Annotated in this window: 25 protein-coding genes; 15 read left to right on the top strand and 10 right to left on the bottom strand. The window is 58.8% G+C overall.

What is annotated here, in order from left to right; translation table 11 throughout:
* Positions 1-51: 51 nt before the first annotated feature.
* The 5 genes from ABD720_RS08940 to ABD720_RS08920 all read right to left on the bottom strand — a co-directional run bounded on the left by ABD720_RS08940 (position 52) and on the right by ABD720_RS08920 (position 4,897).
* Positions 52-1,407: a transporter gene (locus tag ABD720_RS08940; RefSeq protein WP_344762928.1), complete on the bottom strand. Its 1,356-nt coding sequence runs from the start codon at positions 1,405-1,407 to the stop codon at positions 52-54.
* Positions 1,408-1,619: 212 nt separating this feature from the next.
* Positions 1,620-2,414, bottom strand: coding sequence for a hypothetical protein (locus ABD720_RS08935; RefSeq protein ID WP_344762927.1), 795 nt, complete (start codon positions 2,412-2,414; stop codon positions 1,620-1,622).
* A gap of 16 nt (positions 2,415-2,430) precedes the next feature.
* Positions 2,431-3,162: a C39 family peptidase gene (locus tag ABD720_RS08930; protein WP_344762926.1), complete on the bottom strand. Its 732-nt coding sequence runs from the start codon at positions 3,160-3,162 to the stop codon at positions 2,431-2,433.
* 103 nt (positions 3,163-3,265) lie between these two features.
* A complete protein-coding gene (locus ABD720_RS08925; RefSeq protein WP_344762925.1) occupies positions 3,266-4,114 on the bottom strand; it encodes a hypothetical protein in 849 nt (282 codons plus the stop codon).
* A gap of 102 nt (positions 4,115-4,216) precedes the next feature.
* Positions 4,217-4,897 (bottom strand): hypothetical protein, encoded by a 681-nt coding sequence (locus ABD720_RS08920; protein ID WP_344762923.1) that lies wholly within the window; start codon positions 4,895-4,897, stop codon positions 4,217-4,219.
* A gap of 442 nt (positions 4,898-5,339) precedes the next feature.
* Here ABD720_RS08920 and ABD720_RS08915 point away from each other — a divergent pair, with 442 nt between their 5' ends.
* Positions 5,340-6,254 (top strand): LysR family transcriptional regulator, encoded by a 915-nt coding sequence (locus ABD720_RS08915; RefSeq protein WP_344762922.1) that lies wholly within the window; start codon positions 5,340-5,342, stop codon positions 6,252-6,254.
* A 148-nt stretch (positions 6,255-6,402) separates the two neighbouring features.
* Positions 6,403-7,485, top strand: coding sequence for a glycine zipper 2TM domain-containing protein (locus ABD720_RS08910; protein WP_344762921.1), 1,083 nt, complete (start codon positions 6,403-6,405; stop codon positions 7,483-7,485).
* A 105-nt stretch (positions 7,486-7,590) separates the two neighbouring features.
* On the opposite strand, the gene ABD720_RS08905 is transcribed toward ABD720_RS08910, so the two are convergent.
* The 4 genes from ABD720_RS08905 to ABD720_RS08890 form a co-directional block, all read right to left on the bottom strand.
* The gene (locus ABD720_RS08905) at positions 7,591-7,800 is read right to left on the bottom strand and encodes a VF530 family protein (RefSeq protein ID WP_344762920.1); all 210 of its coding nucleotides are present in this window, start codon (positions 7,798-7,800) and stop codon (positions 7,591-7,593) included.
* Positions 7,793-8,389 (bottom strand): GGDEF domain-containing protein, encoded by a 597-nt coding sequence (locus tag ABD720_RS08900; protein ID WP_344762919.1) that lies wholly within the window; start codon positions 8,387-8,389, stop codon positions 7,793-7,795. Before ABD720_RS08900 ends, ABD720_RS08905 begins: the two co-directional genes overlap by 8 nt.
* A gap of 34 nt (positions 8,390-8,423) precedes the next feature.
* Entirely contained in the window at positions 8,424-8,765 is a 342-nt protein-coding gene (locus ABD720_RS08895) for a DUF805 domain-containing protein (protein ID WP_344762918.1), read from the bottom strand.
* A 141-nt stretch (positions 8,766-8,906) separates the two neighbouring features.
* On the bottom strand, positions 8,907-9,593 hold the full coding sequence (locus ABD720_RS08890) for a Crp/Fnr family transcriptional regulator (RefSeq protein WP_344762917.1): 687 nt from the start codon (positions 9,591-9,593) through the stop codon (positions 8,907-8,909).
* Positions 9,594-9,931: 338 nt separating this feature from the next.
* On the opposite strand from ABD720_RS08890, the gene ABD720_RS08885 reads away from it, so the two are divergent.
* From ABD720_RS08885 to ABD720_RS08850, 8 genes are all read left to right on the top strand, one after another.
* Positions 9,932-11,905 carry an AMP-dependent synthetase/ligase gene (locus ABD720_RS08885; RefSeq protein ID WP_344762916.1) on the top strand — a complete coding sequence of 658 codons (1,974 nt, stop codon included), beginning with the start codon at positions 9,932-9,934 and terminating at the stop codon, positions 11,903-11,905.
* A 10-nt stretch (positions 11,906-11,915) separates the two neighbouring features.
* A complete protein-coding gene (locus ABD720_RS08880) occupies positions 11,916-12,704 on the top strand; it encodes an ABC transporter ATP-binding protein (protein WP_344762915.1) in 789 nt (262 codons plus the stop codon).
* A 9-nt stretch (positions 12,705-12,713) separates the two neighbouring features.
* A complete protein-coding gene (locus tag ABD720_RS08875) occupies positions 12,714-13,628 on the top strand; it encodes a branched-chain amino acid ABC transporter permease (RefSeq protein ID WP_344762914.1) in 915 nt (304 codons plus the stop codon).
* Between the two features lie 63 nt (positions 13,629-13,691).
* Entirely contained in the window at positions 13,692-14,768 is a 1,077-nt protein-coding gene (locus ABD720_RS08870; RefSeq protein WP_344762912.1) for a branched-chain amino acid ABC transporter permease, read from the top strand.
* Between the two features lie 71 nt (positions 14,769-14,839).
* Positions 14,840-16,162: an ABC transporter substrate-binding protein gene (locus tag ABD720_RS08865; RefSeq protein ID WP_344762911.1), complete on the top strand. Its 1,323-nt coding sequence runs from the start codon at positions 14,840-14,842 to the stop codon at positions 16,160-16,162.
* A gap of 101 nt (positions 16,163-16,263) precedes the next feature.
* Entirely contained in the window at positions 16,264-17,067 is an 804-nt protein-coding gene (locus ABD720_RS08860) for an ABC transporter ATP-binding protein (RefSeq protein WP_344762910.1), read from the top strand.
* Positions 17,068-17,374: 307 nt separating this feature from the next.
* Positions 17,375-17,533 (top strand): hypothetical protein, encoded by a 159-nt coding sequence (locus ABD720_RS08855; RefSeq protein ID WP_344762909.1) that lies wholly within the window; start codon positions 17,375-17,377, stop codon positions 17,531-17,533.
* A 583-nt stretch (positions 17,534-18,116) separates the two neighbouring features.
* On the top strand, positions 18,117-19,364 hold the full coding sequence (locus ABD720_RS08850; protein WP_344762908.1) for a phenylacetate--CoA ligase family protein: 1,248 nt from the start codon (positions 18,117-18,119) through the stop codon (positions 19,362-19,364).
* Between the two features lie 251 nt (positions 19,365-19,615).
* Here the strand turns inward: ABD720_RS08850 and ABD720_RS08845 are convergent, their stop codons facing one another.
* Positions 19,616-19,882 carry a helix-turn-helix transcriptional regulator gene (locus tag ABD720_RS08845; protein WP_344762907.1) on the bottom strand — a complete coding sequence of 89 codons (267 nt, stop codon included), beginning with the start codon at positions 19,880-19,882 and terminating at the stop codon, positions 19,616-19,618.
* Positions 19,883-20,123: 241 nt separating this feature from the next.
* On the opposite strand from ABD720_RS08845, the gene vapB reads away from it, so the two are divergent.
* The 5 genes from vapB (at position 20,124) to ABD720_RS08820 (ending at position 22,437) form a co-directional block, all read left to right on the top strand.
* A complete protein-coding gene (gene vapB / locus ABD720_RS08840) occupies positions 20,124-20,360 on the top strand; it encodes a type II toxin-antitoxin system VapB family antitoxin (RefSeq protein ID WP_344762906.1) in 237 nt (78 codons plus the stop codon).
* Complete coding sequence (locus ABD720_RS08835) at positions 20,360-20,773, top strand: type II toxin-antitoxin system VapC family toxin (RefSeq protein ID WP_344762905.1); 414 nt, start codon at positions 20,360-20,362, stop codon at positions 20,771-20,773. The genes vapB and ABD720_RS08835 overlap by 1 nt, the downstream gene beginning before the upstream one ends.
* A 574-nt stretch (positions 20,774-21,347) precedes the next feature.
* On the top strand, positions 21,348-21,764 hold the full coding sequence (locus tag ABD720_RS08830; protein ID WP_344762904.1) for a DUF2384 domain-containing protein: 417 nt from the start codon (positions 21,348-21,350) through the stop codon (positions 21,762-21,764).
* On the top strand, positions 21,761-21,955 hold the full coding sequence (locus ABD720_RS08825) for an RES family NAD+ phosphorylase (RefSeq protein WP_344762903.1): 195 nt from the start codon (positions 21,761-21,763) through the stop codon (positions 21,953-21,955). Before ABD720_RS08830 ends, ABD720_RS08825 begins: the two co-directional genes overlap by 4 nt.
* Positions 21,956-22,125: 170 nt before the next feature.
* Positions 22,126-22,437, top strand: a complete 312-nt coding sequence (locus ABD720_RS08820; protein ID WP_344762902.1) for an RES domain-containing protein — start codon at positions 22,126-22,128, stop codon at positions 22,435-22,437.
* Positions 22,438-22,458: the final 21 nt, after the last annotated feature.

The following is a 22,458-nucleotide window of genomic DNA, read 5'->3' as shown; positions in this document are numbered from 1 at the left end:
CAGCGCCACTCTTTTCAACCTGTCCGGCCCCTGATGTCATCCCGCCGTTGATCAGAACGAATACGGAAACTTGACCCCTACCGAGACATCCGGCGCATCCGGCGTCAATCCCATGGACACCGTGCCGACCATCGACAAGCGCGGCGTCAATTGATGCGTCAGCCCCGTATTGAAGCTGACCGAGTTCGAATCGCTACCGACCTGGCGTACCCAGTTGCCACCGTCAGGACGCAAGCGCGACACCTGCTGCAACGACTGCGCATACGAGAAACTGACTGACGTTTTTTCGTTCAACGCGAGAGCAAAACCGGCACCGAGCGACCAGACATTCCCCAGCTTGACGTCGCCCGGCGTGGACGTCGTCAGCGAACTCGACAGGTCGGAGAAGCCGCGTTTGAAATTGTAGGTGTAGCCCAGGTTGGCGAACAACACCATCGGGTCTGTCACCTTCAGCATCGACATCCCAAACGTGGTGGCCCACACGCCATTGCCGGTAGGCTGGCGCGTCGGGATCAGCAGATTGTTATTGTTGGGATCGGTATTTTCACGCAACTTGATGCCGAAGGGATCACGGCCGGTCGGTGCTTTCAGACGTGTGCTGACGATCCAGTCCAGGTCGGATGGGGCACGCTTGGGCAGCTGAAAATACACGCCTGCATTGATGTCACCAACCGACTTCGAATTGATGCTGCCATCGCTGAAAGCGGATGCAGAACTCCCTGCGCCCGGCGAGATGTAGGTCGAATTCCGGTACACCACCGGCAAATTCACATCCGCGCTGAATTGCTCGGACAGGTTCCAGCGGCCGGTCAGATCATATTGAAACTGGTCGGTACGAATCTGTTGCAGGTTCACTTTGCCCAGCAGGATCGCATCGAGCGCCAGAAAACCACTGAGCACCAGGCTGCGTTTGTCGTAGTGCGTGTAGGTCAGCCCCTGTTCGAATGAAAACCGGTTCTCGAACAGCGGAATACCCTGGGTACTGGTGATCGCCGTCCCTTGCACCGAACCCACCGGGCCGGTTGCACCCGTGGCACTTGCGGCCGCCAGGCGTTCAGGTGCGGGCGGCCGGTTGGCGCTGGCGCGGGCATCGACAGGCGCATCGGGAGTGCCGACCGTAGTACTGCTACCGGCAGTGACCTCGCTGGTAACGGGACCGGGACCGGGACCGGGACCGCGCCCGCTGATCGCGCCCAGTTTCGCGTTGTCGTTGAGTTGTCGCTCAAGTCGATCAACACGTTGCTGAAGACGCTGGACCGTCTGCGCCTGTTCGGATGTCGCGCGCTGCGATGCCGTGGCGGGTCCCGACTCTGCCACGGCATCGGCGCACCAGCCAAACGCGGGGAGAACGCCGAGGGACGTCGCGAGCAAGAAGACAGGAAAAGAACCTGAGGTGGGTGGTTTCATAGACTCATTGAAAAGAAGAAAAGGAGAAACGACAGGTACGACAGGAAAACAAGCGGTTTACGGGAACCACCGCCAGACAAGGAGAACGAAAATAGTCACAACAACGGCCGTCAAAAAAACAACGTCGCGACGTTCAGGCGAGCGCAAAAAAACCGCCCTGCCATCCCCGAGAAACCGTGAAGACAGGGCGTCACAACACGCAAGCAGGCAGATCAGCGACCACGCAACGTATTGAGCGCCTGGCCGACCCCTTCCGTCGCCATTGCAGCGGCGGCCAGTGGCTTGACCTGCAATTGCAGCTGCAATTGATTCACCACCTGCTGACGATCGGCGGCGATCTGGATGGTTTGCAGGATGTTGTTGGCGCCCAGGGTATTGAGGCGCTGTTCGGCAGACCCGGCACCGGGCACGCTGAGTCCGAGAGCAATGGCATTGTTGGCGACATCCACTTTTACCTTGGCGCCGTTGGCAGCGATTGCCTCGGCGCTGGGGACGTTGGCACCAGTGGCCAGCAGGATGGCGCGCGGACTGACGTCGATCGAGGTCAGGTTCGACGCACCGTTGTTGTCGCCGGCAATTTGCACCAGCTGGGCGGCACCAGCAACATTAGCCAGTCCTTTGGCACCGCTGACCAATCCGGTTCCTGGCAGCGATGCCAGCGAGGGATCGGTCGCACTGGCCAGTGTCTGGATGCTGGCCTGCGGTGTGCCGGAGCCAGCCCCACTCTCGGGCAACTTCAACGCCAGGTTGGCATTTCCCGCGAGCTTCTGGCCGTTGGCTGCCTGCCATGACGATGCCATCTGCAAGCTCATGCCAACCACCTCGCCGGCAATCGAGAACTTGCCGGCCACATCCGCCATCTGCTGCGCTTCGATCGGCTGTGCCTTGCCACACAAACCATCATCGGCACACGCCTGGATCGGCGCCGCATGAACTTTCACCTGAAACACGGAGGCGGAAGCGATGGCAAATACTGCGATCAGGCAGCGTAATTGCGTTTCTCGCATACGATTTCCTTCCCAATTAAAAAGTGTCGATGCCGAGCAATCCGTATTGACGTTGCTGCGGCAAAGTCTGCGTCACGATCCCGGCGCGCTGCAACTGCGCCAGAGGCCGTGCCGACGTGATCAATGCGTTGTCGGGACGAATCCCATCACCGACGACGGCAAATACGATCCTGTTCCAGCCAGCGGCAAATTCATTGAGTGGCATTTGCCTGTGACCTAGTGCGGGGTCGGCGATAAACACGGTGTCGCCAATCACCTTCTTGATAACGACAAAATGCCTGGAGCGCCCATTGTCCTGTAACGCAATCACCGGAATCTTGACCGCACGCAAACTTGCCATGTCGACCGTATAACCGTGTCCGCGCAGTCCGATGCGCTCGACATACTGCTTCATGTCAAGCAACGAAAAACCCTGCTCCCTGGCCCGCTGCGGATCGGTGTTACGCAACATGTCGGCGATGACGGCACGTTCGCTGATCGAGCGACCGTAGACGTTTTGCAGCAAGGTCGCGAGCGCAGCGGCGCCACAACTGAAGTCCTGTTCCTGCCGAACCAGATTCCTGAAGCGCAGCTCCGTCATCGAACGCACCGCAACCGGCTGAAAACTGCGACCAGGCACGGCATTGCTGATACCGATGCGCGGTTCCGCACTTGCGTCCGGCTGCGCGTCACTTTGCTGTGCCTGCACGGTTCCCTGCCCACAGCAACTGGCCATCAGCACGGCAATAGACAAGAGGCGCTTGCTCATCATCGACCTCACTCGATAAGTCCGCCACGGCCACGCCATGACGGGAGATGATCAACCGATATGGCGCTGGTGCAGCCAGGCTGTCCAGCGCCAACCGGATCGATCAGCGGGTTGACGCGGCCGCAACCGACAGACTGTTGTGCTGCACATTGCTGAAGCCGGCAGCAATGTTGGTGCCGATATTGCCCTGGGCGCCAGACAGTGCAGCGCCACCGAGCGCAGCGGTGTTGATGCCACCGGCGCCCAGCGTGACCGTGCCCTTGATATCCTGCAGGTTCGAACCGGTTGCCTTGGCCAGGGTGCCTGCCGAATTGACCGAGGCGGCCAACTGGTTTTGCTGCAGGTTGCCGTCACCGCCGGCGACGTTCACGCTCACGTTACCGCGCGCATTACTCAGGCCATCGACCACGAACGCATCATTGACCTGCAGTGGCGCGCTCGTGATGGTGTTGGTGGAGCGCTGTTCGGCAAATGTCTGCGCCGACGCAAAGACGCGTTCCGCATCCACGGCCGACAGCGCGACCGAATTGCTCTGGCCATTCAAGCTACCCGCAGAGACGTTAATCGCCACATTACCTTGTGCATTGCTGCCGGCTGTGCCGCTGATCGAGGCCGTGTTCGGATCAGCAACGGGCGGTGTTTGTCCACCGGTCGAACCCGTTTGTCCGCCGTCCGAGCCGGTGGCAGTCGGCGGCGTTGCCGGTGGCCCTGGCGTTGGCGCCGGTGCTACCGTGACGTTAGAGAACTGTTCCGTATCCAGCACCGCACCCGACTCCGATTGAATATTGATATCGCCGTTGACTTTGGCCGTTCCGTACACGCCGATCGCATTGCCGATGACGGTACCGTTGGCAATCAGCGAAGCGGAGACACCGGTTACCGTACCGGCCACGGCAGGCAATGCGAATGCGGCAGCCAGAGCGGCAGCCAGAGCTAGTTTGGTCAATTTCATGAAATACTCCTTTTAAGACAGTAAGAAAAACACGTCGGACGACGTCTTGCGACCCCACTTCAAACAACCACCTGCAAAAACCGGACATGCCAAATTCGTGGACTACGGCATGGCAGAACTGACACTCAGCGCGAACACATTGGCGGTACGGTTACCGACACCCGCAGCCTGGCTCACCTGCACGACACCACGTGATCCGTTGAAGGCCGACTCGGCAATCTCGGCGCGCCGCACGCGCGCAGGTGTCCCGGGACCGGACGGTGCGACAGTCGCGCTGACCTGGACCATCTGGTCCAGGCTGATTTCGGACAGCACGCCCGCCGCCACGGCGACCCGGTTGGACTGGACGTTGCCGCTACCACTGGACTGATTCACCGACAGCACGCCGCGTGATCCGCGAAACGCGTCACCACGGATCGCCACACTGTCGCTGCCGTGAACGCCGGCCGACAGCGGTGCCACCTGTTGATCGGACATCAAGTCGGCGCTGCCCAGACCGGCCGCGCTGACACCAACAGCGGTCGCGTTGGATTGCGCATTGCCTTCTCCGGCGGCCAGGTTCAGCCCGGCATTGCCGACAGAATTCGACAGCACGGTGTCGGCGATCACGCTGGACGACGCGGGCAAATCGGTGATCTGCTGTGCGGCCGCATCCGGCAATGTCACCACCAACAACACCGTCAGGCCGATGGCAGACAGTGCGGCGGCAATCGTTCTGGCTGATGGCAATGACAATGCCCAGACGTCCGGGCAGGCCGGTGCAGTAATTATTTTCAGCGGCATCATGGCGCTCCTGAAACAAGGTGAACGAACGAACTAACCGTGTGACGTGCTGTCGATTCCCGGTCTGCGCGACGGGCAGATCACGCATCGGGAAAACGGCTTGGAAGCGCAGCGCCTCACACGTTTTTTCAACAGCCCTGCGCTACCAGCCGGTGATCCATCGCAAGCGACGTGCCACACCACGTCGCATCTACGCTGGAACCAGAAAGAGCGGAAAAACAGCGCCTCGGCCGTCCCCGATGGTTTCAGAACCGGTACACATAGTTGGCCGTTGCTATTGAATTGATGCACCAGAGTGCTGCCAGTCGTGATCGGGCAACGACTTTGCGGTGTCGCCCTGTCCTGTCCTGTGATGTACCGATTCGGGAAGCACCGATGAGCACGGTGTCGATGAATAACAATGGAATAATGGCGTCCGGAAAACACAATCAAAGGTGCACCCATGGATCGCCTGCAATCAATGCGCGTCTTTGCAAAGGTGGTCGAGCAGGGTAGTTTTGCGGGCGCCGGACTGGCGCTGGAGATGTCGAACGCCGTGGTCACCCGCCATGTCGCCGACCTTGAAAAACACCTCGGTGCGCGCCTGCTCAACCGCACCACCCGACGGCTCTCGCTGACCGAAACCGGCCAGGTGTATCTGGACCGCGTGCACCAGATCCTGCAGGACATCGACGATGCCGATGCGATGGCCTCGACCCACGCCAGCCGCACCGCCGGTGCATTGCGGATCTATTCGCACCTCGGATTCGGGCAGTTCCAGCTGGCCCAGTTGCTGCCGGTGTATGCGCGCCAGTTCCCGGATGTCACGCTCGATGTCACGCTGTCGGACCGCACCGTCGATCTGGTCGAAGAAGGCTTCGACATCGGCATGTTCATCGGCTTGCAAAAGTTCGATGCCAGCATGATTGCGCGCAAGATCGGCTCATCCGAAATCATACTGTGCGCCTCGCCCGACTACATCCGGCAACACGGCGCGCCAGAAACGCCGGAGCAAATCTCGCAGCACGCCTGCCTGAATTTTGCGTACGAACAGTTGCGTCACCACTGGACCATCGTCAACGACGACCGCAGCATCAACATACCGATCACCAGCAAGCTGGTCTCCAACAATGGCGACCTGTTGCGCCAGTGCGCGCTGGCCGGCATGGGCATCGTGATCCGCTCGTCGTTCACGCTGGGCAATGATCTCGCGTCGGGCCGGCTGGTACGGCTGCTGCCGCACCACCATCTCGGCAAACTGAGCGTGATGATGGTGTATCCCAGCCGGCGCCAGCTGGCGGCCAAGGTACGCTCGTTCGTCGACTTCATCAGCAGCACCTTTCCGCACCCGGAAACCGACCCGTGGCAACCTGTTTGATCGACCGTGTGCTACCGCACAGAGCAATCCAGTGTTGCCACAGATAATGTGTCTGGTAATTACCGGAGTGGTTGTCCTTTCGTGCCGATGACGCAAAACGTGATCGCCGGGCCCGCTCCCCACCAGAACATACCTCGGAGATATCCCCATGAAATTCATCCAGAAATGCTTGCTGAGTTGTGCAGCCCTCCTGCCACTGGCACCACTGGCGCCACTGGCCCTGATGAGCGGCCCGGTTCACGCCCAGCAATACAGCAACCGTGCCAGCACACCGCGCATCGACGGCTTCAATGTCGATGAGGTGCGCTCGCTGACACCGGGAACCGACCTGAACTTCACCGTCTATGGCACACCCGGCGGCACCGCCACGCTGCGTATCGGCGGCGCCGTGCGCAACCTGACCCTGTCGGAAGACGAGCCAGGCCAGTACGAAGGTGTCTACACCATCAGCTCGCGTGACGTGCTGACAGCACGCAGCACCGTCACCGCCAACCTGCGCGTGGGCAACCAGGTCGCCAGCTCGGTCCTCGCAGAATCACTGCAAGCCGGACCGGGCCGCCGTCCGCAAAGCGAGCCAGCCGGACCGGCTCCGCGCATCGAGCGTTTCGACGTCGAGCCGAGTGCCGAACTGACCGGCGGTAACGACCTGAAATTCATCCTGCTCGGCACACCGGGCGGTAAGGCCGAAGTCACCATCGGTGGCACCAACGGAAAATTCTTTTTGCCGGAAGTCCGCAGTGGTGAATACCAGGGCACCTACCTGATCAAACGCCGTGACCGCGTGATGTCGAACAGCGCAGTGACCGCCAGCCTGCTGGTCGGAAACCGTATCACAAACGTAACACTAGGCAAGCCATTGATGGCGTCCACCGCACCAGTACGTCAACAACGTGTCTGTACAAACTGTGGCACGGTCGAAGCCGTCAATGTCGTTGAAGTCAAAGGCGAAGGCGGCTATCTCGGCACCATCGGCGGCGGCGTCGTAGGCGCATTGCTCGGCAGCCAGATCGGCGGCGGCAACGGTCGCACCGCCGCGCAAATTGCCGGTGCCCTTGGCGGCGCGTATGCCGGCAACCAGATCGAAGGCAATTCCCGCAAAACCGCGCACTACGAAGTGCTGGTACGCCTGCAAAATGGCGCTTCGCAAACCGTCACGATGGATGCCGATCCGCGCCTGACTATCGGCGAGCGCGTGCGTGTGACAGATGGCGTGTTGACGCGGGATCAGTAAGCTTGTCGTGACACCGGGGCAGCAGCGCTAGCGCGTTGCTGCCCCGGCTGTGGTTGCGTCGCATGTCCGGCTGGTACGGCCTACGACCTGAACATCAAACCCGTGTTATCCCTGCACCACCAATTCCCGAAACAGCCCCTCCACCTCCGCCCGCGCCCACGGCGTACGCCGCAAAAAAATCAGGCTGGATTTAATACTCGGATTGCTCTTGAAGCAGCGCACATCCACACGTTGTGCCAGCGCGTCCCAGCCGTGTCGTTCAACCAGCAAGGTCAGCATCGCTTCCAGCGTCATGCCATGCAGTGGATCATTCATCAGTCATCACCATATCGGGTAAAGGTTGCTCAAGCACGACGGTGCGGTTGCGACCATCGAGCTTGGCTTGTAAAAGTGCATCTTCGGCCCGCAGCAGCACATGGCCCGCCGTGTCGCCCGGTGCGTTGGTCGTCAGGCCGGCCGAGAAGGTTACCGGCATGCCCTGTGTCATGCCGGACCAGTCGCAGGCCGCCACGCACGCATGCAGACGCATGATCGCCGTGGTTGCGCTATCGAGCCAGGTTGACGGCATCAGGATGCCGAACTCTTCCCCGCCGAGGCGGCCAAAACGATCCATCGATCGCAAAAAGGTCAGTCCGCTGTGAGCCACGGCTTTCAGAACGAGGTCGCCGACAGCCTCACCAAAGTGCGCGTTGACCGCCTGAAAATGATCCAGATCGATGATCGCAAAACACAGCGGGTGACCGGTGCGACGTACCCGCAGCAATTCGACCTCCAGCGCCTCGACCAGAATGCGACGACTCAGAGCGCCGGTGAGCGCATCGTGATGGGCCAGCTCTGCGAGATCCGTGCGCAGGCGCTGCACGTCCTCTTCCCTGGCGGCCAGTTGCTCGCGTAACGCGGTCACTTCCTGTTCGGGGCTAATGGTCAGCTCCGGCAGGTCACGACACCAGCTCGTCCGATCGGCTGCCGAACTGGTTCGGCTCTTTCGCTTCCTGCGCCAGAAAAACAATCACCACAATCCAGCCGATCAGCGGCACCAGCCACAGCAGCTGTAACCAGCCACTGCGATTGGTATCGTGCAGCCGACGCGTGGCCGCAGCCACCGACGGAATCAGCGTGACCAGCGAAAAAATACCGCTGGCAGTATTGCTGACCATGCCGAGCACCAGACTGGCCAACACCAGAAACAGGAAAAAATACCAGTACTCCGGGCGCGATGCACGGCCATTGAATTCGGCATACTTGGAAAAGCAGGTTTTGATTGCGTCGAGAAAGGTCACGGTGGATTCCATGGTTGAAGTTGGCAGAGACAGGACAACAAACGCAACATCGCCGCCCGACTCACGGCACATCTGAGCCAATATGCCACAGGCGCGCCGGGGTTGGCGACAAAAAAGACCACGACAGCCAGCGTAAAAACATCACCCGCCAAACACCCGCAAGCCCGCCAGGTTCAGGATCGTGATGCCGCCGTAGTCGACGCTGAGCAAGCCATCCTTTTCCAGTACCTGCAGGGCCTGATTGGCACGCTGACGCGAGGTGCCGCAGAGGTAGCCGATTTCTTCCTGCGAAATTTGCAGTTGCAAGCCGCTGTGCGGATTCAGATAGGGATTGAAGAGCGCCGCCAGACAGCGTGCGACGCGCATGTCGGGGTCCAGCATGCGGTCGTATTCGACCAGCGAAATGAACAGCCCGAGCCGCTCGTTCAACTGCATCAACAGGAAGCGATTGAAGGCAATGCTGGTATCGAGCAACCACGTGAAGGTCGCGCGCGGCATGTAAGCCAGGCGGCTTTCACGCAGCGCCACCACATCGTATTTGCGGGTCTCGGTTTTCAGCAACGAGCCTTCGCCGAACCAGCCGCCCGGGCCCATCCCGGTGAAGGTGACGGTCTTGCCTTCGGGCGAGACACTGCTCATTTTCAGCAGGCCCGACATCACGCCGATCCAGTGATCGACCGGCTCGGCTTTGCGGCAGCCAAACCCGCCCGCCGGTACCACGCGTTCGCTCAGTTCGTTACCGACGCGCTCACGCTGTTGCGGCGTGAGCGAGGGCGCCCACAAGGTCCGGTCGAGAAATGCTGCAATCGTGCAAGGCTCAGTGATCATGGTGCAGTGCGTCAACGATAGTTGAAAAATAAACAGGGGATTGTCATGCAGAAGACAACCCGTCACGAGTCGAAGCCCTAGTATCCAATTCCAGTAAGCGTGCGCAAGTAGTGATCGCACAAAAACCGGACCAACTCATTGTAAGCGGCACCGGTAACGCACAGTCAGTTTCTTCTGGTTAAGCGTCAAACTAAGGCACAACACGCGGTTTCGCAGCACGCAGGCCCGAGTAAGAACTACGTCAGTTTCTGCACGCAGACTGAACCGAAACAAGACAAAAAAGCGCACATGCGCTGCCGCAGAGCAGCCATGCAAGCGTCAACAAGTTAAAGAGGACCATGGTGGAGACAACAACCAAGGTGACGGGAACCACGTTCCCGCATCTGCTCTTGCAGCACGCGCAACAACGTCCGGACAAACCGGCCTTCCGTGAAAAAGACCTCGGTATCTGGCAAGCGACCAGCTGGTCGCAGGTGGCTGACGAAGTCCGTGCACTGGCTTGCGGGCTGGCCGCAATCGGTTTCAAACGCGGCATGAACCTGGCCATCATCGGTGACAACCGGCCGCGCCTGTACTGGGCCATGTCGGCGGTCCAGTGCCTCGGCGGCGTACCGGTGCCGCTGTATCAGGATGCGCCGGCCGCCGACATGGCGTATGTGCTGCAGGATGCCGAAATCGACTTCGCCGTGGTCGAAGACCAGGAGCAGGTCGACAAGCTGTTCGAGATCAAGGACACCAATCCGCAGATGGCGGATCGGCTGCATCACATCATCGTCGACGACGAACGCGGCCTGCGCCATTACGCGCAACCCGAGTTGAATGCCTACGCCAGATTGCAGGAAATCGGCCGTGAGTATGACCGTGCCCACCCCGACTTTTTCATGCGCGAAGTCAACCTTGGCCAGCCCGAGGACACCGCCATCATCCTGTACACCTCGGGCACCACCGGCAAGCCAAAAGGCGTCTGCCATTCGCATGGCGCCATGATCGCCACCGCCACCAATCTGGTGGAATTCGACCAGCTCAACGAGCAGGACGATGTGCTGTGTTATCTGCCGCTGGCCTGGGTCGGCGACTTCCTGTACTCGTATGCGCAAGCCCACCTTGTCGGCCTGTGCCTGAACTGCCCCGAGTCGCCCGAGACGGTGATGACCGACCTGCGCGAAATCGGCCCGACCTATTATTTCGGCCCGCCGCGCGTGTACGAAAACATCCTCACGCAAGTGATGATCCGGATCGAAGATGCCAGCTGGATCAAGCGCAAGCTGTTCCATCATTTCATGGCCGTGGCACGGCGCGTCGGGATTCCGATCCTCGATGGCAAGGGTCGTGTCACGCTGCTCGACCGGCTCGAATATGCGCTCGGCCAGCTGATCATTTATGGTCCGCTCAAGAACGTGCTCGGCCTGTCGCGCCTGCGCGTGGCCTATACCGGCGGCGAAGCAATCGGCCCCGACCTGTTCGACTTTTATCGCTCGCTCGGCATCAACCTCAAGCAGCTGTACGGCATGACCGAAACCTGCGTCTCGGTCTGCATGCAACGCTCCGGCGACGTCAAGCTCGACACTGTCGGCAAGCCCATGAAAGGTGTCGAGATCAAGCTCAGCGAGACCGGCGAGGTGCTGGTGCGCTCACGCGGTTTGATGACCGGTTATTTCAAGCGTCCCGAGGCGACGGCCGAAGCGATCGACGCCGATGGTTTCTTCCTCACCGGTGACGCCGGCTTTTTCGATGCCGATGGCCACCTGAAGATCATCGACCGCGCCAAGGATGTCGGCAAGATGGCCGATGGCGCGATGTTTGCACCGAAGTACATCGAGAACAAACTGAAGTTCTTCCCGTTCATCAAGGAAGCGGTTGCCTTCGGCGATCAGCGTGCGCAATGCAATGCCTTCATCAACATCGACATGGCCGCAGTGGGCAACTGGGCCGAGCGACGCGGCCTGGCCTACAGCGGTTACACCGACCTGGCCGCGCTGCCGGCAGTCAACGACCTGATCGCCGAATGTATCGGCAAGGTCAATGCCGACCTGGTGCATGACCCGTTGCTGGCCGGATCGCAAATCCACCGCTTCATGATCCTGCACAAGGAACTCGACCCGGATGACGACGAGCTGACCCGTACCCGCAAAGTGCGGCGTGGTTTTATCGCCGAAAAATACGCGGTGCTGATCGACGCGCTGTATTCGGACAAGACCTCGCAATACATCGAAACCCAGGTCAAATTCGAAGATGGCCGCAAGGGCATGGTCGCCGCCGACCTGCAGATCAATACCGCAAAAATTTTCGCCGCCGTCCAACGCGCAGCCTGATCGGAACCGCATGAGCAAGCAACGACAAATCGGCGAGGTGATTCTGAATCTGCAGAACATTTCACTGGCCTTCGGCGGCGTGAAAGCGCTGACCGACATCTCCTTCGATGTCAAAGAACACGAAATCCGCGCCATCATCGGCCCGAACGGCGCCGGCAAGAGCTCGATGCTCAACGTCATCAATGGCGTGTACCACCCGCAGCAGGGCGACATCACGTTTCGTGGTGAAAAACGCCATGCCATGAACCCGACGCGCGTGGCGCATCAGGGTATTGCACGGACCTTCCAGAACATCGCGCTGTTCAAAGGCATGACCGTGCTGGACAACATCATGACCGGTCGCAATACCCGCATGAAGTCAGGCCTGCTGTCGCACGCGCTGTGGTGGGGTCCGGCCCGCAACGAAGAAATCGCACACCGCAAGCGGGTCGAAGAAGTCATCGACTTCCTCGAAATCCAGCACATCCGCAAGACACCGGTTGGCCGCTTGCCGTATGGCTTGCAAAAACGCGTCGAGCTGGCCCGTGCGCTGGCGGCCGAACCCAGCCTGCTGCTGCTCGACGAGCCGATGGCCGGCATGAACGTGGAAGAAAAACAGGACATGTGCCGCTTCGTACTCGACGTCAATGACCAGTTCGGCACCACCATCGTGCTGATCGAACATGACATGGGCGTGGTGATGGATATTTCGGACCGCGTCGTGGTACTCGACTACGGCAAGAAGATCGGCGATGGCACGCCCGACGAAGTCATGGCCAATCCGGATGTCATCAAAGCCTATCTCGGCACATCGCACTAAGAGGATCACATGCAATTCTTTTTCGAAGTTCTCATTAGTGGCATGTTGACCGGCCTGATGTATTCGCTGGTGGCACTCGGTTTCGTGCTGATCTACAAAGCCTCGGGCGTGTTCAATTTTGCGCAGGGCGCGATGGTGTATTTTGCGGCGCTGTCGGTGGTGGGTTTGATGGACAAGGGCATGCCGATGTGGGCGGCCATCATCGGCGGCTTTCTCGTGATGATCATCGTCGGACTCTCGACCGAACGGTTCGTGTTGCGCAAGCTGGTCAACCAGCCGCCGATCACGCTGTTCATGGCGACCATTGGCCTGACGTTTTTTCTGGAGGGCCTGGGCCCGCTGCTGTTCGGTAGTGAAGTGCGCGCCATTAACCTGGGCATCGTCGATGAACCGATCCAGTCGATCATGGACAACTACGGTATCGGTATCTCGAAGTTCGACCTGTTCGCCTCCGGCATGGTGATCGTGCTGGTCACGCTGCTGGCCCTGTTCTTCCAGAAAACCAAGGTCGGTCGCGCCTTGCGTGCGGTGGCCGATGACCATCAGGCCGCACTCTCGCTCGGCATTCCGCTGCAGCACATCTGGGCGATCGTCTGGGGTGTGGCGGGCTTCGTGGCGCTAGTGGCCGGGTTGCTGTGGGGGTCGCGTAATGGCGTGCAGTTTGCGCTGACGATGACGGCGCTGAAAGCCTTGCCGGTGCTGATCCTCGGCGGCTTCACGTCGGTGCCTGGTGCGATAGTTGGCGGGCTGATTATCGGTGCGTCCGAAAAGCTGGCCGAGATCTATATTCCACCGGTCATGCAGAGTGCTTTCGGCGGGAATTTTGGTGGGATCGAAGGGTGGTTTCCGTATGTGTTCGCATTGCTGTTTTTGCTGGTACGGCCCGAAGGGCTGTTCGGCGAAAAGCATATCGATCGCGTTTGACGCAACGTCGGACCTTGACTTCAACGCCACGTCCGACACCCCCCACATTCAGGAGATACCACCATGTTTTATCGTGAAGCCGGCCAGTTCAAGACAAGCTATGTCGCCGACAGCCAGATTTTTCCGCTCCGCCAGGACCGCATCGGCATGGCCATCGTACTGGCGATTGCCTTCATCGGCATTCCGCTGTTCAGCTCGGAGTACTGGTTTTCAGCGATCCTGATTCCCTTTCTGGTACTCGCCCTCGCCGCTTTGGGCCTGAACATCCTGACCGGTTACGCCGGCCAGTTATCACTCGGTTCGGCCGCCTTCATGGCAGTCGGTGCCTATGCCGCCTACAACTTCCAGCTGCGCATCGAGGGCATCCCGATTCTGGTGTCGTTCATTCTGGCCGGCTTGTGCGCGGCGGGTGTGGGCGTGCTGTTCGGCTTGCCATCACTGCGCATCAAGGGCTTTTATCTGGCGGTCGCCACACTGGCGGCGCAGTTTTTCGTGATCTGGGTACTGACCAAGTTTTCGTGGTTTTCGAATGACAGTTCGTCCGGCGTGATTAGCGCCCAGAAGGTCGAGCTGTTCGGTTACGCAATCAACACGCCCATGAAAAAATACGTGTTCGTGCTGGCCATCGTCTGCGTGATGGCATTGATCGCCAAGAACCTGGTGCGCTCCGCTACCGGCCGTGCCTGGATGGCGGTGCGTGACATGGACGTGGCCGCCGAAGTGATCGGCATTCCGCTGATGAAAACCAAACTGCTGGCGTTTGCGGTCAGCTCGTTTTATTGCGGTGTGGCTGGCGCGCTGTATGCGTTCTGCTACCTCGGCTCGGTCGAGCCGGACGGCTTCTCGCTGGACCTGTCGTTTCGCATCCTGTTCATGATCATCATTGGCGGCGTTGGCAGCATCCTTGGCGCGTTTCTGGGGTCGGCGTTCATCTTGCTGTTCCCGATCTTGCTGGATAATTTCTTGCCACCGCTGGCGGCGTTCCTGCACCTGCCGATGTCGAGTGCGGCGGTGTCGCATGTCCAGCTGATGATGTTTGGCGGACTGATTATTTTCTTCCTGATTGTCGAACCGCACGGCCTGGCGCGCATGTGGCAGATCACCAAGGAGAAGCTGCGTTTGTGGCCGTTCCCGCACTAGGTTTCAGGCAGTACATTTCAAGCTTTACCGCACCACCCAAAAAAGTACCTCATCCAAATGAAGGAGACAGCATGACCAACCTTAAAAAGATTCTGCTCGCTGCAGCCACCGTGGCAACCCTGCTCGTCCCGGCGACCCAGGCGATCGCACAAGCCAACGAGCAATTTATCGCCATTCCGAGTTACCGCGTCGGCCCGTACGGCGCCAACGGCCAGTCGTTCTACGGCGGCTATGTCGATTATCTGAACTACGTGAACATGAAAGAAGGCGGCGTCAACGGCGTCAAACTGTCATGGGAAGAATGCGAAACCGAATACAACAACGCCAAAGGCGTCGAGTGCTACGAGCGCCTGAAAAACAAGAACCCGACCACCAAGGGCACCGCCTACAACGTCATGGCCACCGGCATCGCCTACGCGCTGATCGATAAATCAGTCGAAGACAAAGTACCGTTGATGATGGTCGGCTACGGCCGCACCGATGCGGTCGATGGCTCGGTATTCCCGTACGCCTTCCCGCTGGTGACCACGTACCAGATGCAGGCCTCGGCCATCGTCAAGTACCTGACCACCAAAAACGGCGGCTCTCTGGCCGGCAAGAAAATCGCCTTCCTGTACCACGACTCGGCCTACGGCAAAGAGCCGATCGGTGCACTCGAAGCCGAAAGCCTGATCGGCAAATTCTCGCTGATCCAGATTCCGGTGGCCCATCCGGGTAACGAACAGGGCGCACAGTGGCTGCGTATTCGTCAGGAAAATCCGGACTACGTGATTTTCTGGGGCTGGGGCGTGATGAATCAGACCGCCATCAAAGCTGCGCAAAAAGTCGGCTATGCCCGTGAAAAAATGATCGGCTCCTGGTGGGCCGGTTCGGAAGAAGACACCATCCCCGCAGGTGAAGCCGCCAAGGGCTACATGAGCGCGACCTGGAACGTCACCGGCAAAGGCGTCCCCGTCATTGCCGACATCGAAAAAGTTGTCTACGGCGCCGGCAAAGGCAACATGCAGGACAAGACCAAAGTCGGCACCATCCTGTACAACCGCGGCGTGTCAGTAGCCATTGCCACCGTCGAAGCGATCCGTACTGCACAAGGCAAATACGGCAAAGGCAAGGTCATCACCGGCGAGCAAATGCGCTGGGGCCTGGAAAATTTGAATATCACCAACGCCCGCCTGAGTGCGCTCGGTGCTTCCGGCCTGCTGCCAGAAATCAAGACCAGCTGTGACAACCACGAAGGCTCGGGCAAGGTCAAGATCCAGCAATGGGATGGCGCCAAATGGGTATTGATTTCGGACTGGATCGAAGGCAATAAAGCGTTGATCCACCCGCTCTTCAAAGCCAACGCCGCCAAGTATGCCAAAGAGAAAAACATCACCCCGGCGTGCATGAAGTAATCACCGCACCGACGCCGGATTAATTGCACGCGATCGATCCGGCGTACCGAAGTGACAGCGTGGGCGAGACCGCCCACGCCACGGTTGCAACAGGAGAAACCATGTCCGCTGGACTGCGCATCAACAATATCGAAGTCATTTACGACCACGTGATCCTGGTCCTGAAAGGCGTCTCGCTGGAAGTCCCAACGGGCAAGATCGTCGCCCTGCTCGGCGCCAATGGCGCGGGCAAAAGCACCACCTTGAAAGCCATCTCGAACCTGCTCTCGGCCGAGCGTGGCGATGTCACCAAAGGCAGCATCGAATACAACGACGAACGCGTCGACAAGCTGACCCCGAACGACCTGGTCAAGCGCGGCGTGATCCAGGTCATGGAAGGCCGGCACTGCTTCGCCCACCTGTCGATTGAAGACAACCTGCTGACCGGCGCCTACACGCGCAACATCAGCAGCGCCGACACCCGGCTCGAACTTGAAAAGATCTACACCTATTTTCCGCGCCTGAAAATCCGCCGCAAATCGCAGGCCGGCTACACCTCCGGCGGCGAGCAGCAAATGACCGCCATCGGTCGCGCCATGATGGCCAAGCCGTCGATGATCCTGCTCGACGAACCATCGATGGGACTGGCACCGCAAATCGTCGAAGAAATCTTCGAAATCGTCAAAGGGTTGAATAGCCGCGAGAACGTCTCGTTCTTGCTGGCTGAGCAGAACACCTCGGTCGCGCTGCGCTATGCGGACTTTGGCTACATTCTGGAAAACGGACGGGTAGTCATGGAAGGTGCTGCTTCGGATCTGGCGACCAATGAGGACGTCAAAGAGTTCTATCTGGGCGTCTCGGGTGCGGGGCGGAAGAGCTTTAAGGATATGAAGTTTTATCGGCGGCGCAAGCGCTGGCTGGCTTGAGGTTCGGAGATTTATGGAATTGACCGCGTGATGTTCAGGTTTTTGGGCACCCTTAGCGAGCGAGCACAGTAGCAATTGGGGTCAGAGTTTTTTCGCAGGCCTCATCGCGAAAATTACTCTGACCCTGGTTGCTGCCGATGTGGTTTGCGACGGTTGGCAACACCGGATTTTGCCAAGGTAGCGCGTTGCGGCAGGTGTTTGCAGAACTGCCAACAACGGACCAAAGCAGCAATTAGGGTCAGAGTTTTTTTTCGCACGCCCCACCGCGAAAATTACTCTGACCCTAATTGCGAACCACGGAGCACGCATGCCGCGCACCAATGGCGAGAATTCACGAAGTGCAGCTGGCCGCAAAGTGCTGCACTCCGAATCCCGCAAGCAGGGTCAGTGTAATTTTCGCGGAAAAGCATCGCGAAAAAAAACACTGCCCCTGGTTGCTGCCGATGTGGTTTGCGGCGGTTGGTAACACCGGATTTTGCGAAGGCAGCGTGGTGTGGCAGGTTTTTGCAGAACTGCCAACGACGGCCAAAGCAGCAATTAGGGTCAGAGTTTTTTTTCGCACGCCCCACCGCGAAAATTACTCTGACCCCAATTGCGAACCACGGAGCACGCATGCCGCGCACCAATGGCGGGAATTCACGAAGCGCAGCTGGCCGCAAAGTGCTGCACTCCGAATCCCGCAAGCAGGGTCAGTGTAATTTTCGCGGAAAAGCTTCGCGAAAAAAAACACTGACCCTGGTTGCTGCCGATGTGGTTTGCGAGGGTTGGCAACAGCGGATTTTGCCAAGGTAGCGCGTTGCGGCAGGTTTTTGCAGAACTGCCAACGACGGACTAAAGCAGCAATTGGGGTCAGAGTTTTTTTTCGCATGCCTCACCGCGAAAATTACTCTGACCCTAATTGCGAACCACGGAGCACGCACGTCGCAAACGAGTTTTATAGAACGCCCAACGAACAAGCACACCCCACAACAACCAGAATCCGAGCCAATTCCCACAAAGCAAAATTGACTCTGACCCCAATTAAACCCACCCAACCCGGAACCCAACCCATGTCCGACCACCTCGACCACCTGGAAACCCGCCCACCCGCCCAACGCGAAGCCGACCTGCTGGCCTGTCTGCCGCAACTGATCGCCCGGGCACAGACCGCCACCGGCTGGGCGCACATCCTCGGTGGCGTCGAGGCCGCCGGCATTACTACGCGGGCCGCACTTGCCCAACTCCCGATCACCCGCAAATCCGACCTGCACGCGCTACAGCACGGCACCCCACCCTTCGGCGGTCTGACCTCGACCGCACCGAACGGCCTGCGCCGCATCTTCATGTCGCCCGGCCCGATCTTCGACCCCGAAGGTCGCAGCGAAGACTGGTGGCGCTTTGCGCGCGGCCTGCATGCGCTCGGATTGCGCAGCGGCGATCTGCTGCAAAACTGCTTCTCGTACCACTTCACGCCCGCCGCCTTCATGGTCGAAGGCGCCGCCGCCAAACTCGGCTGTGTGGTCATCCCGGCCGGCATCGGCCAGACCGAAATGCAGGTGCAGGCCATGGCCGCCCTGAAGCCCGCCGCCTACGTCGGCACCCCCTCATTCCTCAAACTCATCATCGAAAAAGCCCGCGACATGGGCGTCGACATCAGCGCCACCCAGCGCGCACTGGTCAGCGCCGAAGCACTGCCGCCATCCCTGCGCAGCTGGCTGCAGGACAACGGCGTGCCGCACGTGCTGCAGATGTACGCCTCGGCCGACATCGGCAACATCGCCTATGAAACCGAGACCGACGGTCGCGTGAATCCCGGCATGATCGTCGATGAAGACCTGCTGCTCGAAATCGTCCGTCCCGGCACCGGCGACCCGGTCGCTCCCGGCGAAGTCGGCGAAGTGGTCGTCACCTCGTTCAACCCCGACTACCCGCTGATCCGCTTCGGCACCGGCGATCTGTCAGCGGTACTGGAAGGCACCTCGCCATGCGGCCGCACCAGCATGCGCATCAAAGGCTGGATGGGCCGCGCCGACCAGACCACCAAGGTACGCGCCATGTTCGTCCACCCGTCACAGGTCGCCGACATCGTGCGGCGCTTTCCGGCAGTGGTTAAAGCACGCTTGGTCGTCACGGGCGAGATGGCCAATGACGTCATGACTCTGCATTGCGAAGTCCCCATGCCGGACGCTGCGCTGTCGGCGGGGCTGGTGGATGCGATTCGGGATGTGACGAAGTTGCGTGGCGAAGTCGCGCTGGTGGGACTGGGAACGCTGGCTAATGATGGGAAGGTGATCGAGGATGCGCGACGGTATGAATGAGGCGGGATAAGGTTTTGGAACGTATTGCGACTCGGGAAAATTGACTCTGACCCTAATTCCTAAACAGAGTTAGCGTTAGATGGCCCGCTTCCGGAAGAATATTTGCGTTGTAACTCCTCGCAGTCAACGGCATCGTCAGCCCGATTTCTTGCGTAGTGTTCCGGGCGAGATAATTGAAAACAAGTTGGGATTCACGCCTCAGCGTTCCCGCATAGCCTTGGGTGGTGTGAATATGAAGTAGCTTCAATTTGCTATTCATCGTCTTCCTTGAAAAATTCCGCCAACTGCGACTCGGTGGGCCTGCCTATGCCGGGCGTGATCGACATGCTCAAATCCAGCGCCATCAGCACGCGCAACAAGCGACGCAATCCGACGTCGCTCGTACCCGCTTCGATAGCGTAAATAGTGCGGCGATTGACCCCTGCACGACGCGCCAGCTCCTCCTGAGTGATCTTCAGTTCTCGCCGACGTGCAATGAGTAACGCGATGATCTGTTGGTTGTCTATTTTGAGAACCATACTACACATTAAAAATCAAAACCATAGCGAATGTGTACTTTACATCTCTTTTCCTCGTTCCCCATCATTGAAAAAAGCGGATGCGCCGGGCCAATCCAGAGGCCGTGAAAATGACCGTTCCAGCCGACTTTCCTTGCTACCGTTCGGCAATAATCAGCAATCATCCTCAACACACCCGGATTGAAATGCGGGGATATTTGGTGTAACGTAGGTACTCACGTACACACAAACCGAGGAAGCAATGCAAATAACCAAAGCTTTTAAAAACGGCAACTCCCAGGCAATTCGTATTCCATCTGAACTTGCCTATGAACGCACTGACATTGATTTCGAGATCGTGCGTATCGGCGACGAAATTCGCATCCGTCCCGCTCGCCGGTTGCTCACGGGTGCGCTTGCCAAATTTGCCAAATTCGGGCCTGGCTTCATGGCCGATGGGCGCGGCGAGCAGGAGCAAAGTGATCGGGAGGAGTTGTAATGCCACTATTCATGCTCGACACCAACATGTGCATCTATTTGATGAAGAACCAGCCCGAACAGGTTGCCAGGCGGTTTAGCCAGTGCTATTCCGGCGATGTGGTGATGTCGGCGATTACGTTTGCCGAGCTGGTGTACGGCGTTACTGTTTCTCAGGACAGTGAGCGTGAGCAGAAAAACCTCGCCGAACTCATCGAGGACATTCAGGTTGCCCCGTTTAATGTCCCGGCCGCACTAGCCTACGGCCCGATCCGGCAGGCGACGCGAGACCGAAAAAAAGACCACCTGGACAAGCTGATTGCCGCACATGCCGTCGCACTCGATGTCACCCTGGTGACAAACAACGAGCGCGACTTTGTTGCTTATCCTGGTCTCAGAATCGAAAACTGGATCACTGAACAGAAAATCACGTAGCAACCTTCGCCTGCAGCCGAGTCGGCACAAAAGGACGGTTTCCCGAAGGTCCGACTCCACCCCTGATTAAAGCCTTGTTTGTACCAAACGCTAATCCGCACCTTCCTGTTTCCGGCCGAGCGCTCGCCACACGCCAGCCCCGAACAACACGCTTTTGCCGAGCGTGGAAAACTACATCGGCAGCAACCAGGGCCAGTGGTTTTTGCGATGCTTTTCCATGGAAATTACACTGACACTTCCCTTCAAATTTCTGAGGTGCAGTGGAACGTAAAACCGGGTTAAAGAAAATCCTTTTCTCGGACGTGGCAAGGCCACACCGGCAGTGCATAAAGAGTCAGCCAGTGACGACTTTTGCATCTATGTGTCATTTCTGGCCGTATCCCGGTTGATCCCTCTACTCACCGCTACCCGGGGGGTTGCATACGGCTGCAGGTCACCTTGAGGAAATTGGCGATGCGGCCGATATTGTCCCTCGCTAGCGGATGGCTGACCATGCTGGCGCCGACATGCTGAGATAGGATAATTCTAAATATAGTGCAAAAATAGTGCATACAACGTGCATAGAGGAGAAGACATGGCTACCGCAGAAATGGCCGTCCCGGCCGGCGAAGCAGTTCCAGTATTCGATCAAAACTTTGACGGGTTCATGAATTACCTCCATTCCGAAGCGAGTCCGTCGATTTCCCCAAAACGATTCGGACTTGTTTTCAGGGTAGATATGCAGACCCTCGCGGTGCAGGCACACGTTCACAGAAACACCGTCAGGCTGGCACCGGACACCGAGGCCATCCAATCGCACCTGCGTGAATCGGTGCGCGTGATGCGCGCTGCCGCCGACATTTCCGGCAGCATCGAAAAGGCGATCTACTGGTTCAAGAATCATCCGCTGCCGACTTTCGACTACAAGACACCGCAAGACCTTGTTTCAGAAAAACGCACGGAAGCCCTGATCAAGTACATCCAGTCGCTTCAGGCCGGATATACCGGATGATGCTCACCACGCTCAACTCTGCTGTTTTTCGGGTTCATCAGCCGAAATGGTCATTTGCGCCAACCTCGGGAGCCGGTGCTGGCACCTATGGCGGGCGCGCCAACCGGCCTGGTGTCAATGCGCTCTACTTGTCACTGACGCTAGAGACCGCCCTTGCCGAGTACCAGCAGCTAGGAGCCTGTCGGACTTAGGGCGTCGAAGCGAAAAATTTGCTGGGCGAAGACAGATTTTGCCGCTTTTGCAGTGTCAATATCGAGATATTGACCAAAAAAGCGGTGAAATATGGACCGGCCAGCAGATTTTGCAGCCGACGATCCCTAAGTCCGACAGGCTCCTAGGAGGGCTCCAGCCGCCCGGGCTAATGGTCAGCTATAACGCAAGCATCGACCCCATCGTAGACTTCCGCAGCGGCTTTACGAGCGACTGGGACGCGCTCTGGCAAGATTTTTACTGCGACTGGCGAAACATGCATTTCAACCAAGGCATCGAACCCCCGTCCTGGGTTATCGGCGGCCAGGTCCTCGCTGCTGGCGCGAAGGGAATCTTGTTCAATTCCGCGATCACCGGCGACGCGAATCTTGTCATTTACACTGACGCACTGACTGGCGCAGATGCCATCAACGTTGACGATCCGAACAACGATCTCCCAAAGAACCAATTGTCCTGGCAGTAGCGGTTTCCAGAGGAATTGACC

This window comes from Actimicrobium antarcticum (assembly GCF_039536745.1).
GTDB classification, from domain to species: domain Bacteria; phylum Pseudomonadota; class Gammaproteobacteria; order Burkholderiales; family Burkholderiaceae_D; genus Actimicrobium; species Actimicrobium antarcticum.
The sequence above is the reverse complement of the archived record's forward strand: the minus strand, read 5'-3'. Positions and strand labels throughout refer to the sequence as shown.